At 60.8% G+C, this 13,433-nt stretch carries 15 protein-coding genes and 1 pseudogene; 5 read left to right on the forward strand and 11 right to left on the reverse strand.

What is annotated here, in order from left to right:
• Window positions 1-81: 81 nt before the first annotated feature.
• Window positions 82-969 carry an ABC transporter permease gene (locus QM996_RS03895; protein WP_500269378.1) on the forward strand — a complete coding sequence of 296 codons (888 nt, stop codon included), beginning with the start codon at window positions 82-84 and terminating at the stop codon, window positions 967-969.
• 78 nt (window positions 970-1,047) lie between these two features.
• On the opposite strand, the gene QM996_RS03900 is transcribed toward QM996_RS03895, so the two are convergent.
• The gene (locus QM996_RS03900; protein WP_500269379.1) at window positions 1,048-1,956 is read right to left on the reverse strand and encodes a DMT family transporter; all 909 of its coding nucleotides are present in this window, start codon (window positions 1,954-1,956) and stop codon (window positions 1,048-1,050) included.
• Between the two features lie 152 nt (window positions 1,957-2,108).
• Here QM996_RS03900 and QM996_RS03905 point away from each other — a divergent pair, with 152 nt between their 5' ends.
• A complete protein-coding gene (locus QM996_RS03905; RefSeq protein ID WP_500269380.1) occupies window positions 2,109-2,582 on the forward strand; it encodes an Lrp/AsnC family transcriptional regulator in 474 nt (157 codons plus the stop codon).
• 145 nt (window positions 2,583-2,727) lie between these two features.
• Window positions 2,728-3,651, forward strand: coding sequence for a diacylglycerol/lipid kinase family protein (locus QM996_RS03910; RefSeq protein ID WP_500269381.1), 924 nt, complete (start codon window positions 2,728-2,730; stop codon window positions 3,649-3,651).
• On the opposite strand, the gene QM996_RS03915 is transcribed toward QM996_RS03910, so the two are convergent.
• Together QM996_RS03915 and QM996_RS03920 are read right to left on the reverse strand one after the other, a co-directional pair.
• Window positions 3,588-5,114 carry an ArnT family glycosyltransferase gene (locus QM996_RS03915; protein WP_500269382.1) on the reverse strand — a complete coding sequence of 509 codons (1,527 nt, stop codon included), beginning with the start codon at window positions 5,112-5,114 and terminating at the stop codon, window positions 3,588-3,590. The two genes, QM996_RS03910 and QM996_RS03915, sit on opposite strands and share 64 nt — an antisense overlap.
• On the reverse strand, window positions 5,107-6,084 hold the full coding sequence (locus QM996_RS03920) for a glycosyltransferase family 2 protein (RefSeq protein WP_500269383.1): 978 nt from the start codon (window positions 6,082-6,084) through the stop codon (window positions 5,107-5,109). The genes QM996_RS03915 and QM996_RS03920 overlap by 8 nt, the downstream gene beginning before the upstream one ends.
• A gap of 133 nt (window positions 6,085-6,217) precedes the next feature.
• Between QM996_RS03920 and QM996_RS03925 the strand changes: the two genes are divergently transcribed.
• Entirely contained in the window at window positions 6,218-7,171 is a 954-nt protein-coding gene (locus QM996_RS03925; protein WP_500269384.1) for a lysylphosphatidylglycerol synthase domain-containing protein, read from the forward strand.
• 57 nt (window positions 7,172-7,228) lie between these two features.
• On the opposite strand, the gene QM996_RS03930 is transcribed toward QM996_RS03925, so the two are convergent.
• The 5 genes and pseudogenes from QM996_RS03930 to QM996_RS03950 form a co-directional block, all read right to left on the reverse strand.
• Window positions 7,229-8,731 carry an AMP nucleosidase gene (locus tag QM996_RS03930; RefSeq protein WP_500269385.1) on the reverse strand — a complete coding sequence of 501 codons (1,503 nt, stop codon included), beginning with the start codon at window positions 8,729-8,731 and terminating at the stop codon, window positions 7,229-7,231.
• Window positions 8,732-8,816: 85 nt separating this feature from the next.
• Window positions 8,817-8,954 (reverse strand): annotated as a pseudogene (locus QM996_RS03935) (YnfA family protein); the annotation flags it as partial.
• A gap of 62 nt (window positions 8,955-9,016) precedes the next feature.
• Complete coding sequence (locus tag QM996_RS03940; protein ID WP_500270378.1) at window positions 9,017-9,193, reverse strand: hypothetical protein; 177 nt, start codon at window positions 9,191-9,193, stop codon at window positions 9,017-9,019.
• A 76-nt stretch (window positions 9,194-9,269) separates the two neighbouring features.
• Window positions 9,270-9,443 carry a hypothetical protein gene (locus QM996_RS03945; RefSeq protein WP_034804185.1) on the reverse strand — a complete coding sequence of 58 codons (174 nt, stop codon included), beginning with the start codon at window positions 9,441-9,443 and terminating at the stop codon, window positions 9,270-9,272.
• Window positions 9,444-9,696: 253 nt separating this feature from the next.
• Entirely contained in the window at window positions 9,697-10,038 is a 342-nt protein-coding gene (locus QM996_RS03950) for a DUF2147 domain-containing protein (protein ID WP_500269386.1), read from the reverse strand.
• 595 nt (window positions 10,039-10,633) lie between these two features.
• Between QM996_RS03950 and QM996_RS03955 the strand changes: the two genes are divergently transcribed.
• Window positions 10,634-10,900 (forward strand): sel1 repeat family protein, encoded by a 267-nt coding sequence (locus QM996_RS03955; RefSeq protein ID WP_173515985.1) that lies wholly within the window; start codon window positions 10,634-10,636, stop codon window positions 10,898-10,900.
• Between the two features lie 58 nt (window positions 10,901-10,958).
• On the opposite strand, the gene QM996_RS03960 is transcribed toward QM996_RS03955, so the two are convergent.
• From QM996_RS03960 to QM996_RS03970, 3 genes are all read right to left on the reverse strand, one after another.
• A complete protein-coding gene (locus QM996_RS03960) occupies window positions 10,959-12,074 on the reverse strand; it encodes a pyridoxal phosphate-dependent aminotransferase (RefSeq protein WP_500269387.1) in 1,116 nt (371 codons plus the stop codon).
• 131 nt (window positions 12,075-12,205) lie between these two features.
• Window positions 12,206-12,583: a PilZ domain-containing protein gene (locus QM996_RS03965; protein WP_173515987.1), complete on the reverse strand. Its 378-nt coding sequence runs from the start codon at window positions 12,581-12,583 to the stop codon at window positions 12,206-12,208.
• Window positions 12,584-12,776: 193 nt separating this feature from the next.
• On the reverse strand, window positions 12,777-13,133 hold the full coding sequence (locus tag QM996_RS03970) for a hypothetical protein (RefSeq protein ID WP_500269388.1): 357 nt from the start codon (window positions 13,131-13,133) through the stop codon (window positions 12,777-12,779).
• Window positions 13,134-13,433 lie beyond the last annotated feature (300 nt).

The following is a 13,433-nucleotide window of genomic DNA, read 5'->3' on the forward strand; positions in this document are numbered from 1 at the left end:
ATCCTTGCGCCGCCTCTTTGTTTGACCCCCGGCAACAGCAAAACAACAATCGCGGCCGGCGAGATGTGAAGGGGAATTGGAATGGACTGGTTTACCCAGTTTCCGCATATGGACGACGAAAGCCTGCGGGCGTTGAAGAAGGCTATCGATGAGGGATTCCGGACGTTCACGCGCACCTATGGCGATGCCATCGAAGGCTTCTTCGAGCCGCTGCAGTTCTTCCTCATCCAGTCGGAGCGCTTCATGACGAAGACGCCCTGGCCGATCATTCTGGTGCTGGTCGCGCTGATCGCCTGGGTGGCGAGCCGCAATTGGAAGATCGTCGCCGGCTGCGTCGGCACGCTCCTGCTCATCGGCTACTTCGACATGTGGGACGATACGATGAAGACGATCTCGATGATCTTCGTCTGTACTGTGCTGTCGATCGCGATCGGCATTCCGATCGGCATTGTCATGTCCCGTTCGGACCGGTTCCAGAACATCGTCAATCCGATCCTCGACGTGATGCAGACCATGCCGAGTTTCGTCTATCTGATCCCCGTCGTCATGCTGCTCGGCATCGGCAAGGTTCCGGGACTGATTGCGGTGGTGATCTATGCCATCCCGCCGATGATCCGCCTGACGAATCTCGGCATCCGCCTGGTCGACAAGGACGTGCTGGAGGCAGCCGATGCCTTCGGTTCCTCCGGTTGGCAGAAGCTCAAGAACGTGCAGATGCCGCTGGCCTTGCCGACGATCATGGCGGGCATCAACCAGACGATCATGATGGCGCTCGCCATGGTGGTCATTGCCTCGATGATTGGCGTTCAGGGGCTTGGCCAGCCGGTGCTGAAGGCGATTGCCAACCAGTATTTCACGCTTGGCATCTTCAACGGCCTCGCCATCGTCGGCATTGCGATCATCTTCGATCGTGTCAGCCAGGCCTACGGTCACCGCCTGCAGAAGCATCGGGAGATCATCCACGGCTGAGTCCGAGCGAGTGGTGCAAGTTGAGGCCCCGGAGCGCAAAAGCGCCGGGGCCTTTGTCTTATGGGAAATATTCAGGGCTCAACTGCGGGCCGAAAGAATGCCGGTTGAAAACGCCACGCCGGCAGCCGTGATGATCGCGGCCAGGATCTCGAACGGACCGATCTGCTCGCCGAGCAGGACGGCGCCGCCGATCATCGCGAGCACCGGTGTCAGCGCGGTAAAGGCGGCAGCCTGCGTGCCGCCGAGGCTCTTCACCGCATAGCCATAGGCGACCATGGCGACGAGGCCGGACAGAATGCCCTGGCTGGTGATCTGCAAGGCGATCTCCCTGGCCGGAACGCCGGCAAGCGTGCTTCCGAACCAGGCGACAAGCGCCAGGTGGATCAGGAAGGACCAGACGGCAATCAGGGCGCCTCCCTGCAGTGGGCTGAGCTCCGAACGTCGGAAGGCGTGGGTGTAGATCGCCCAGAGCGTCGCGGCCGCCGGAAGCAGGGCGTAGCCGATCCAGCTTGTTGGGGCCGAGACGGCAAGGCTGCGCGTCAGCAGGATGGCGACGCCGGCGACGATCGCAGTGAAGCCGATCATCCGCATCCGGTCCGGCCGTTCACCAAAGATCGTGATACCGATCAGGGCGGTCGCAAGGGGCATCGAGCCGCCGAGAAGAATGCCGACTGAGGACGCGGGAACGGAATGGATCGCGAAGGCGGAGACCTGGAAGAAGACGGCGCCCGAGCCCGTGACCATCATTGCCAGAAGCAGGATCGGCAGCCTGCGCGGCAAGAGTCCGGTCTTCAGCCAGACCGGTGCGAGGAGAAGAGCGGGGATGCCGTAGCGGATCAGGCCGAGGTCGATCGTGCCAAGCGCTGTGCCGGCTGAATGGCGGGTCGCGAGAATCCAGCCCGCCCAGATGAGGACGGTTACCATGGCACCGGCATAGCCGGCGGCGACAGCTGTCGTATTGCCGCGATCGAATGCGAGCGCAACCATTTGAATTTCCTTCCCGATTTGGATATTTGAGGGGCTTTTGGGTCTGGAAGGAAGATTACGCCCTGGAGCCAGGGCATGTCCTTGCGATTTATGCCTGAAATAGATTACTGTCAGCAACAATGTGCCAATAATGACCTCTGAAGTTTGTGATCATGCCAAATCTTGATAAGTTCGATCTCGCCATCCTCAAGATCCTTCAGGAGGATGCGCGTGCGACGAACGTCGAGATCGCCGACAAGGTCAATCTTTCGCCGTCGCCTTGCCTCAGGCGCATCCGCAATCTGGAAAAATCCGGCATTCTGCGTGGCTATCGGGCTGATATCGACCGCAAGGAGGCCGGCCTCGGGCTCACGGTCTTCGTGGAGATCAAGGTCGGGCGCCATAGCCGCGAAAACGCTCAATTGCAGCAGGAGGCGCTGCTTGCCATTCCTGAGGTGGTGTCCTGCTTCCTGATCTCGGGCGATGCCGACTTCCTCGCCGAGGTCGTCGTCGAGGATCTCCCGGCTTACGAGAAGCTCTTGACCGAGACTTTGCTGGCCCTGCCGGGCGTGACCGACATACGCTCGAACTTCGCGATCCGGTCGATCAAGACGGGCGGGCCGCTCAAGTTACCTGAGCCCCGTTGAACGGCGATCCGTTGCGGATCTCAGGGAGGATCGGCACGCGCTCGATTCCCGTTAAGTTTCAGTAAGGTTCTGGAATTGGCCGCAATCGCGATTATCTGATCGCGATGAGCAGCATTGCCGCGGCAACGGAGCCAGTGACCCATTCATGAAAATCAAGGCGATCTTCAATCGTGATGGCGGAACCTTCCGCACGACGGATATGGCGGCCTATGGCCGGAAGGTCGAGGAAGTCTTTCACGATGCGGGGCATCAGATCGAGATTGCAGCGGTTTCCGGAAGCGAGATGCGCGAGACCCTGGAGCGCACGTGCCGCCGCGACGATCTCGATGCGATCCTCGCCGGTGGTGGAGACGGCACGATTTCCGCGGCCGCCGGGGTCGCCTGGAAGAACAGCATGCCGCTTGGTGTCGTTCCCGCCGGGACGATGAACCTTTTTGCCCGCACGCTGAAACTGCCGCTTGACATCTGGAAGGTGCCGGAGGTGCTGGCAAACGGCGTGATCATCGACGGCGACATCGGCAGTGCGAATGGCCGGGCCTTCGTGCACCAGTTTTCCATGGGCCTCCATGCCCGCATGGTGCGCTATCGCGAGTCCTTCAGCTTTCGTTCGAGAGCAGGCAAGATCGCCGCAAGCACCCGCGCGGCGTTCGGCGTTATTCTCAATCCCCCCGATTTCGAAATCGAGTTCGATGTCGACGGCCACAAGGAGAGCCGTCATGTTTCGGCGGTCTCGGTCTCGAACAACCCGTTCGGCCGCGATACGCTGATGTATGCCGACGACGTCACCGCTGGCCACCTTGGCTTCTATACGGCGCCGCCCCTGAGCCCGCCGGGCGTGGCCAAGCTCGCTTTCGATGTCATGCGCGGCAAATTTCGCGACAGCCCGCTGATCACCGCCATGAGCGGTCATGCGCTCGACCTGCATTTTCCGAAGGTGGAGCGCAAGATCAACTGCGTCATCGACGGGGAACTCCTGCCGATGGGCCGCGACGTCGCGCTGCGCATTCACCCGGGTGAACTCAAGTTGCTCGTTGGCGCCGACCGCGACGGATCGGCGATCCAGAAGTAGCCGAAGCCATAGCGGTCCGGCAGATCGCCATTGAGATAGGGCACGGCGAGTTGCCGCGGCTTCATCGCCGCCTCCGGCACACCGAGCGACTTCAACACGTCGGGAAGCCATTCAGGTGGCTGAGAATCAAGCTTGCCGTTGTCGCTCCAGACCACAAGCAGCGGTCCGGCCAGATGCTCGATCGTCGAACTGCTGTTTCCCGGCACGAATACTTTGGCCCCGTGCAGGCGCGTACGCACGTTGCCGCCAATCAGCTTGTCCGAGGCGATGACCATCGCCGGCTCGGCTCCCTCCTGTTGCACCACGGTATCGACAAGGGTGCTGTAGGGGATGCTCAGCCTCGACAATTTGCCGAACCAGGGGCGAACGACCACGCGGGCCGAGACGACCACCAATGTCGTGACAATGATGAAGGCGGCGAGCGCCAGGAACGGGCGGACGCTGGGTGCAGTGTCGACGCCGGAAGCCTCCACCTTGAGGGCAAGGTAAAGCGGCAGCAGGACGAGAAAGAGAACCAGCCACTTCTCGCGCATGTGGGTGGCGCCGACGGCCAGCATGATCAACAGCACGGCGCCGAGACAGAGCAGCAACATGCGCCCGGTGACGCGTGTCCACGGGCTCCCAGCTCGCCAGATGGCCGGCAGATCCTTGCGGAACACCAGAGCGAAGACCACCAAGGGAATGGCGGCGCCGCGAAGCGTGGCGGCAATCAGCGCAAGAATCCCCTTGAGCGCCTTGCTCAGGTAGCTCGTTTGTTGGGCCGTTCCCATCTCATTCAGGGTATTTCGCGAGGCGGCGCCGAGATTCTCCAGGATCCAGTAGCCGTGCGGCAGCGCAATCAGCGTGCAGATGGCGACCGCAACCAGGATGCGCCAGTCGAAGAGCCGGGCGCGAAGCTTCGGCTCCGGCAGGATCGCAAGAACCGCGGCGGCTGGGACGAGCGCGAAATTATACTTCGAGATGACGCCGATGCCGACGGCAGCGCCGGTCATGACGTAGGCGAAGAGGCTCGGCCGCGTCATCGTCCGGAGGAAACAGTAGAGGAACAGCGATACGGCAAACAGTGCAGCGACCGTATGCGAAAGGTCGCGCTGGGCGAGCAGGAAAATCGGCGGAAAGGTCAGAACGCCGACCGTGGCGATGGCGGTCAGGCGCCGGTCGTTGAGGACCTCGCGCGCCGCAAGGCCGTAGAAGAGACAGCAGAGAAACAGGAGCCCGTTCTTGAGCACCGTCATCGTCGCAAGCGATGGCCCGAAAACCGAGGTGAGGCCGTATTGCAGCCAGTTGTAGAAGGGGGGCTGCGAACCATAGCCGAGCATCAGGAATTGCGAGACGAAGGCTTGTTCCGACTCGTCAATTTCGAGCGATGTGGAAATGGCGAGGCGCAAACCGATACAGAACAGGAAATAGCCGGCGATCAGTGCAACGACGAAGTTTGGCCGACGGTTGACGACGTCAAGCATCGGCCGGGTCCCGCACGAAGACCTGCCGCACGATGTAGTTGGTGGTGCCGTCGTCGCGGAAATAGGTTCGCGCCATCATTTCAGCGAGAATGCCTGTCGTGATCAGCTGAACGGACGAGAGGAACAGCATGACGCCGACGATCAGCATCGGTCGCGTTCCGATATCGTTGCCGAGGATGAACTTATCGAAGCCGAGATAGATCAGGATCAGCGCGCTGAGCGCCCCTGTCGCCAGGCCGATCGAGCCGAAGAAGTGCCCCGGGCGCGCCTTGTATCGCATGAAGAAGAGCACCGACAGCAGATCGAGAATCACCCGGAAGGTTCTGGAAAGCCCATACTTCGACTGGCCATGCTGCCGTGCGTGGTGGGTTACAGGCATCTCGCCAATGCGGCTGCTCGGCACCACGCCGGCGACCCAGGCGGGAATGAAGCGGTGCATTTCCCCCATCAGTTTCACCTGCCTGATGACGGAGGTCCGGTATACCTTCAGGCTGCAACCATAATCATGCAGCCTGACGCCGGTGATCTTGCCGATCAGGCGGTTGGCGCACCAGGAGGGAATCTTTCGGAGCAAGAGGCCATCCTGCCGGTTCTTTCGCCAACCGACGAGCAGGTCGAGCTCGCGCTCCTCGATTGCCTTGACCATTTCGGGGATATCGGCCGGATCGTTTTGCAGGTCGCCGTCGAGCGTGGCGATCAGCCGCCCGGCGGCAGAGTCGATGCCGGCCTGCATAGCCGCCGTCTGCCCGAAGTTCTTCTGCAATTCGACGATCTTGAGATCGAGGTCAGGATCGGAAAGGGCCTTTCTTGCATTTGCAAGCGTTCGGTCGGTGCTGCCGTCGTCAACGAGGATCAGTTCCCAAGGAGACGGAAACGTCGCCAGCGCATCGCGGACCCGTGTAATCAGCGGCTGGATGCTGTCCTCCTCGTTGAACACGGGAATGACGACGGATAGTTCGATGGAGTACATAGGAACAGCTCGTGCATGCGGCGCTTGCAATTGCCGCAAGATTGGGATTGCGCTTACATAATCGTTTTCTTGCACAGTTATCAGTGATAACCAACGTTCATTCTTGCGTTTCAACACGGGAAATCGAGATCTGATGACTTCGGATTGCCAGTCCGACGGGCGATCCTGGCTCGCTCGCAACCGGATGACATTGCTGTCGGCAGGTGCCATTGCGGCCTACGCCGCCTTCGTCGAATGGTTCTGGGGATGGGCGGCGCTGCTGAGGCAATGGTCCGAGATCGGTTTCGGTTCTGCGGCATCAGCGCTGGCCTTGCTCGTCGCGACATACTTCATTCGCTGCTATCGCATCTACGACTATTTCCCGAACGAGACGGCGGGGCGTTTCCTGCCGCTTTTCCGCGTCACCCAGGTTCACAACCTCCTGAACATCATGCTGCCGTTTCGCGCCGGCGAGACGAGCTTTCCGCTCCTGATGCGCTCGGAGTTTTCCGTGCCACTTGCACGCGGCACGTCGGCGCTCCTGGTGATGCGCCTGCTCGACCTGCACGCTCTTCTCGTCGTTGCCGCCATTGGCCTCGTCATCGGCCGTGGATCGGCCGTCCTGTGGATCGTCTGGTTGGCTGCGTTTGTCTCGCCGCTTCTCTTCTTTCTTCTGAAGGATCAAATGATTGCGCTGGCGCGCCGGCTGCTGCCGACAAAGCTCGATGCGATTGTCGACGAATTGGAGGCGGGTGTCCCCGTCAACATCATCGCGTTCCTGCGCGCCTGGGGCATGACCATCCTCAACTGGGCGGTCAAGGTTATCGTTCTTGCCTGGGTGCTGGCCTTTATGGGCGTCGCGCCGCTGGCCGCCTGTTTCGGCGGCGCCCTCGGCGGCGAACTCTCCTCGGTGCTGCCGATGCATGCGCCCGCGGGCGTCGGGACCTATCCGGCGGCGATCGCGGCCGGCGCGGTATCCTTCGGCGCTGCCGCCGATCGTGCGGGGCTGGAGCAGCTGGCGGCCGCCGGCGTCAACGCGCATCTTTTGATCATCGTGTCCGCGGTGGCGGGCACGATGCTGTCGATGGTGTTGGGGAGAAAACGCTGAGCAATCCCGTGGCAGTGTGAATTGGGCTCCCCGCCGTGATTGCGGGAGTCCCAATGATTACTGGAACGAGGTTTCGTAGAAGCTTCTGAGCTTGCGGGAATGCAGCTTCTCCGGCGGCATGGACGCAAGCTTCTGCAGCGCGAGGATGCCGATCTTCAGGTGCTGGCTGACCTGCGTCTTGTAGAAGGCGGTCGCCATGCCCGGCAGCTTCAGTTCGCCATGCAGCGGCTTGTCCGACACGCAAAGCAGCGTTCCATAGGGTACGCGGAAGCGGAAGCCGTTGGCGGCGATCGTCGCCGATTCCATGTCGAGCGCAATGGCGCGTGCCTGCGACAGCCGCTTGACCGGGCCGCGCTGGTCGCGAAGCTCCCAGTTGCGGTTGTCGATGGTCGCGACGGTTCCGGTGCGCATGATCTGTTTGAGATCGTAGTCGCGGTAGCCGGTAACCTCGGCAACGGCATCCTGCAGCGCCACCTGGACTTCGGCGAGCGCCGGCAGGGGGATCCAGACCGGCAGGTCGTCGTCTAGCACATGGTCCTCGCGCATATAGGCGTGCGCAAGCACATAGTCGCCAAGGCGCTGGCTGTTGCGAAGGCCGGCGCAGTGGCCGAGCATCAGCCAGACATGCGGCCGCAGCACCGCGATGTGGTCGGTGATCGTCTTTGCATTGGACGGGCCGACGCCGATATTGACCATGGTGATGCCGCCGTGTCCCTTCTTCTTCAGGTGATAGGCAGGCATCTGCGGCAGCCGGGCGAGCGGATAATCGGTCTCCGGCCTGTCGGAGCCGGCCGGCGTGATGATGTTGCCGGGCTCGACGAAGGCCGTGTAGCCGTTGCCGCCTTCGGCCATCTGCTGGCGGGCCCAGGCGCAGAACTCATCGACATAGAACTGGTAGTTCGTGAAGAGGACGAAGTTCTGGAAGTGCGTGGCGCTTGTCGCGGTGTAATGGCTAAGGCGCGCCAGCGAATAATCGATGCGCTGGGCCGTGAAGGGCGCGAGCGGCGAGGGTTCTCCAGGACCCGGCTCGTAGGAACCGTTGGCGATCTCGTCGTCGGTGGTCGTCAGGTCGGGTGCATCGAACAGATCGCGCAGCGGAATGTCGATGGTGTTTGCCGCCGAGGCCTCCACATAGGCGCCCTCGCCGAAGGCAAAATGCAGGGGGATCGGGGTCGCCGATTCCGAAACGGTGATGCCGAGGCCGTGGTTGCGGATCAGATGCCCGAGCTGTTCCTTCAGATAGTGCCGGAAGAGCTTTGGCCGGGTGATCGTGGTCGTGTAGACGCCGGGGGCGCTGACATAGCCAAAGGACAGACGGGAATCGACGTGGCCGAAGCTGCTCGTCTCGATGCTGACCTGAGGGTAGCAGGCGCGATAGCGCGTCAGGGGCTTGTCGGTTTTCCCCAGACCCTCGAAAGCTTCGCAGAGGAAGCGGGTATTACGCTCGTAAAGCGCCTCGAGGCAATCGACGGCAGCGGCGGGATCGTCGAAATACTGCGGCTCGAAAGGCTCAGGCGTTGCGACGGAAAGGACGGAGTGTGAAGAGATTCGCTTGTTCATGTCGCATTATAGGCTGCGGCTTCTGACAAGCAAACGACAAGATATCGGCGCGCGCAACTGTGTCGCGATTGGCGTATCGACGGGTTCAACGCGGGCTGGCAAGGATGATGGCGCTGCCGAGGAGTGCGACCGTCATGCCCGTCAGATCCCAGCGGTCCGGTTTGACACCCTCCGCCAGCCACAGCCAGAGCAGCGAGGCGGCGATATAGACGCGACGCCAAGCGCAAGCCGGAAGAACAAAGGGGCGCGACCCTTTTTCATGCGATTCCGTTTGGGTGTCCCGCCTCAGGTCATGGACTGGCGCTGCAGGGTCACGAAGAGGACAAGACCGGCGCCCTGTTTGCCGATGCCGGCGCCGTTGGCCTTGGAGTAGGCAAGCGCTCCGACCGGTGCCATCAACAGGCCGGCCAGCGCAAGCACGCGCAGCGAGAGAAACGCGGATGTCGAAAAAGCGGCCAGCATGTTCGTCTCTCCATCAGATCACGAGGTGATCGGTTTCACTTGGCGGCGGGGCAGGGCGCAGCCCGTCTCGTCCGGGTTAGAGTTTGGCCTGGCAGTATTGCGCCGTGTGCGCGGTGCAATCCGTCAGCGAACCGAGGTAGGTGTTGCTGCGGCGACGTTCGGTGTCCGCGCTGACGGCAGCGGCGAGAGTTACAGCGAAAACGACCATCAGAAGGCTGATGATGGTGAGGCGCCGAGCAAGGATATCCATGGTTCTGTCCGTTGTTTGGAGGCAGGTTCAAATCGATTGAGTGTGTTTTCGCATACCCAAACTGAATTGATGCTGAGATGTCCGTTCATCTGGCGTTCATCTTCGGTTGCATTTGGGCCGCTGTCGCGCGAGCCGGGAAATGCCGAGCCTGGCGGAACAGGGCGGCCAGGCCAACGGAAAGCATATGCAAAAAGGGCAGCCGGTGGCCGCCCTTTCAATTCTTCGATGGTCGTGCGTCGTGCAACGAAGTTGCTTAGAGGCGCGTCCAGATCTGTGACTTGCAGAGCACCTTCAGGACGCAGCCCTTCATCTTCAGCGAATTGCCGTCGACGGAACCCGAACCGCTATAGGTCTTGTCGGTATCCGGATCGGTAATTTCGCCCGAATAGCTGCCGTCGGTGCCCGAGAGGTTGCCAATGCGCTTGCCGGCATGCTTGCCGGTCTTCAGCGTCACGCAGAACGCACCGCCACAGGGAGCGATCTCTGCAGTTGCTCCGCTTGCGGTCTTCCAGTTGCCGACGATCGATTCTGCCGCTGCCGCCGTCCCGGCAATGCCAAGGGCGAGCGTCGCGGTCATGAGCAAGGTTCTTATCATTCCAGTCCTCCAGATCGAGGCTGCCGGCGTGGTCCGCTCCGCCGGCAGCTCATGAGATGTCCTCGTGTGCAAAGGCAGGCTCCTCACCGCCGCGCGCACGATAGCTTACGCGCACGTAAAGGCAAACAAGCCCAATGACGGCTTTCGGTGCTTTTTCTTGGCCGTTTCAAGCAGGTCGAAGCCAGGATTTCCTGGCGGCTCCGCCACCGTCGATCTTTTCGTGGTTAGCGTTTGGTTGAAATCGGCAGTTGAATTTTTCGTAAATTTTGAGGCGAATGCGCCGGATTCCAGGCCTTCCGATGTTTAACAAAAACTCAAGTTTACCAAGCGTTTGAACTTTGTTTGTCGCAAATTAAGCATGCATTTTAAGCGCGCATTGAAAGCCCTGCTGCATATTGGAGCCCATAAGACGAGCGGACAAAAACGCTCCGACAAACCGCCGAAGACGACGCCGCAAAAAGACGGTGCGCTTCGGAAAGGCCCACTAAGAGGCAAGGTCGAACAGGGACCAAAACAAGTGCTGATCTGGAGCATGGCCCGCTCCAAACGGGCGGGCCGCTTCGGAAAACCAACCAGGCAAGACAGGGACAAGACAATGGCACGCTTTGATATGCAGATTGCTTCGGATGCCGCGATGGGTGGTGACAACCAGGCGGAAATCTTCTGTGAAATGGGTCTGGCCTATGCGACCGGCCACGGACGCCCGGTCGATCTCGTCGCCGCCCACAAGTGGCTGAACATCGCGGCGATCAAGGGCTGCGACCGCGCCGTCGACCTGCGCGCCGACCTGGCGATGACGATGAGCAAGGTAGATCTCGCCGCAGCGCTTCGCGCCGCTCGCGAATGGATGACGGTTCATTGAACCGATGCGGCGGCACTCAGTGTGAGCGCCGCACGACAGCAGGAATCTGAAAGCCGGATCAGGCCAGCTTTTTCAGAACCTCGGGCAGGGCGGCCGCAAACAGGGCCAACTCCGCTTCCGGTGCGGTGCTGACACGGACGCAGCGGTTGAGGGGCGCCACGCCCGGCATCCGGATGAAGATGCCATGGTCGTTCATCAGTGTATCGACGATCGCGCGGGCATGGACGGCATCCCGGCCGCAGTCGATCGCCACGAAATTGGTGGCGGAGGCAAGCGGCGTGAGGCCGTTGTCCGCGGCAATGGCTGCAATGCGCTGGCGTGACGCTGCGATCTTCGCAATTACTTCCTTTAGATAGTTCTGGTCCGCGAGCGCGGCCATCGCTGCCGCGACACCGATCCGGTTCATGCCGAAGTGGTTGCGGATCTTGTCGAAGGCCTGCGCCGTGCCCGGCGTGCTGATGACATAGCCGACGCGCGACCCTGCAAGCCCATAGGCTTTCGAGAAGGTGCGCGTGCGCACGACGTTCGGACGATCGATCAAGGCATCTATGGCCGGCAGGGATTCGGCCGGCGCCGTCTCGCAATAGGCTTCATCCAGGATAAGGAGCGTTGTTTCCGGCAAGGCCCGGGCGAAGTCGACTATACGCTCGGCCGGCCACCAGCTTCCCATCGGATTGTCGGGATTGGCGAAATAGACGAGCGGCGCATTTTCCCGCTTCACCGCTGCAAGCAAAGCTTCGAGATCTTCTCGGTCTTCGGCATAGGGTACCGTAACCAGTCGGCCGCCATGGCCGACGACGTGATAGTTGAAGGTGGGATAGGCGCCGAGCGATGTGACGACCGGCATGTCTGGCTCGATCACCATGCGGACGATCTGCCCGAGCAATCCGTCTATGCCTTCACCGATGGCGATATTGGCCGGCGTGGTGCCGAGATGCGCAGAGATTGCCTGTTTCAGGTCGTGGTTTTCCGGGTCGGCATATTTCCACGTTCCGCCGGCCGCTTCATTGATTGCCGCCAGAACACTTGGGGCCGGACCGAACCCGCTTTCGTTGGCGCCGATGCGCGCTGCGATGGCTCGCCCACGTTGCCGTTCGATTGCCTCCGGGCCGACGAACGGAATTGTAGACGGAAGGGATTGGATGAGCGGCGTGAAGCGAGAGAAAGCGGACATGCTGGAGAATGGGCCCCGTTCGAAGAAAGTCCGGGGAACTTAGCGCAAGCTGCCGCAATTCGGAATCGCCCTGACGAGAAAAGCTGCCGGAATTCCTTTGTTCATTGCGGTACGCCATTGCTGTCCTGCAATCAGCGCGATTTGGCCGCCTTGCCGTTTTGTCCGGTAAAGAAATCCTGCCGGATAATCTCGCGCAGCAAGGTCTGTTCGATCGGCTTAATGAACTGGACACCGATGCGCTCGCCGTTGCGATAGACCTCGGCGCAGCCGATTCTGAGCGGCGTGCCGATAATGTGCAGATAATAATGTTGCGACAGTCCGATGGTGGTATCGACCGCAAAGCTGGCTCCGCCACGCGATATGTCGATCATTCGGCATGGCCTGACCGAGACGCCGCCGAGTCCTGGCCGGACCGAGGTCACCGTACCCGCGTGGGCGACGGAGAAGCGTTCGTAGCGTCGCTCGTAGAATGGCGAAGGGACGCAGGAATACATTGTCTGGTGCAACATGCGCTATTCTCCGCCAGAGCCGGATTGCGCATGCGATCGTCTCCCGAACGCATTCGGCAATCCAGGACAATTCATTTGCCCCACATCGCAGTGGCCCAACTCCACCAATGATAGAATCACTTTCGCAGGAGAAACTTGCAATCCCCTGAAATCGATCACTAAAAATCTAATGTCGCGCGTTTTGCGTTCAGAATCAGAGCCCGCCGCTGGAGAACTGGATTCGGATGAGGCGTCTCAGGAAATCCGGCGAGAGCAGCATGTTGAAGCGCACGCCGAGTTCGGTGCCTTCTCGATGAACCTGCGAGCAGCCGATTTCCTCCTTGAAACCTTCGATCTCCAGAAAGAAGTGCTTCGGCAGCGGGATCGCAGCATTGAAGTCGAGCATCGCGCCGGCAATCGAGATATGACGCAGCAGGCATTGATATTTGGTCTTCGCTTTCAGGTGCTGGCCAATGACGAGGATGCGGCAGGGCCGCTCGACGAAATAGTGCTGATGCGTCGTTGCAACCTGGCCGGGCTTTCCTTCCGCGACATGCATCTTCATGGACATGGCAAGCTCCGAGACCGACAGCCCTTCGTAACCCTCGCAGCTTCGTCATCGATGGAATCGACGGCTGTGCCGCTATCATGTCTCAGCTAAGTGCATCGACTTGCTTCGACCTTGCGCTCTGCGCACGCGCCTCACGGAGCAAATTATGACGCGTGCGCACATTGAAAGCCCCCATCTCATACGTAATACTTTCGTCAGGCATGACCGGAGCGCCCGATGTGGTGATTCCGAGGGGCAGATGGGCGAGGGCATCGTCGGTCGTTCAAACCGGGCAAGGCGAAGAACGATGGTCGGTGCCGG

Source organism: Sinorhizobium chiapasense, from assembly GCF_045277575.1.
Taxonomy (GTDB): domain Bacteria; phylum Pseudomonadota; class Alphaproteobacteria; order Rhizobiales; family Rhizobiaceae; genus Ensifer; species Ensifer chiapasense_A.

Coding starts and splice junctions, on each gene's coding strand:
- QM996_RS03895 (WP_500269378.1), top strand. CDS start 82: ATGGACTGGTTTACCCAGTTTCCGCATATGGACGACGAAAGCCTGCGG.
- QM996_RS03910 (WP_500269381.1), top strand. CDS start 2,728: ATGAAAATCAAGGCGATCTTCAATCGTGATGGCGGAACCTTCCGCACG.
- QM996_RS03905 (WP_500269380.1), top strand. CDS start 2,109: ATGCCAAATCTTGATAAGTTCGATCTCGCCATCCTCAAGATCCTTCAG.
- QM996_RS03955 (WP_173515985.1), top strand. CDS start 10,634: ATGGCACGCTTTGATATGCAGATTGCTTCGGATGCCGCGATGGGTGGT.
- QM996_RS03930 (WP_500269385.1), bottom strand. CDS start 8,731: ATGAACAAGCGAATCTCTTCACACTCCGTCCTTTCCGTCGCAACGCCT.
- QM996_RS03960 (WP_500269387.1), bottom strand. CDS start 12,074: ATGTCCGCTTTCTCTCGCTTCACGCCGCTCATCCAATCCCTTCCGTCT.
- QM996_RS03965 (WP_173515987.1), bottom strand. CDS start 12,583: ATGTTGCACCAGACAATGTATTCCTGCGTCCCTTCGCCATTCTACGAG.
- QM996_RS03970 (WP_500269388.1), bottom strand. CDS start 13,133: ATGTCCATGAAGATGCATGTCGCGGAAGGAAAGCCCGGCCAGGTTGCA.
- QM996_RS03925 (WP_500269384.1), top strand. CDS start 6,218: ATGACTTCGGATTGCCAGTCCGACGGGCGATCCTGGCTCGCTCGCAAC.
- QM996_RS03950 (WP_500269386.1), bottom strand. CDS start 10,038: ATGATAAGAACCTTGCTCATGACCGCGACGCTCGCCCTTGGCATTGCC.
- QM996_RS03920 (WP_500269383.1), bottom strand. CDS start 6,084: ATGTACTCCATCGAACTATCCGTCGTCATTCCCGTGTTCAACGAGGAG.
- QM996_RS03945 (WP_034804185.1), bottom strand. CDS start 9,443: ATGGATATCCTTGCTCGGCGCCTCACCATCATCAGCCTTCTGATGGTC.
- QM996_RS03915 (WP_500269382.1), bottom strand. CDS start 5,114: ATGCTTGACGTCGTCAACCGTCGGCCAAACTTCGTCGTTGCACTGATC.
- QM996_RS03900 (WP_500269379.1), bottom strand. CDS start 1,956: ATGGTTGCGCTCGCATTCGATCGCGGCAATACGACAGCTGTCGCCGCC.
- QM996_RS03940 (WP_500270378.1), bottom strand. CDS start 9,193: ATGCTGGCCGCTTTTTCGACATCCGCGTTTCTCTCGCTGCGCGTGCTT.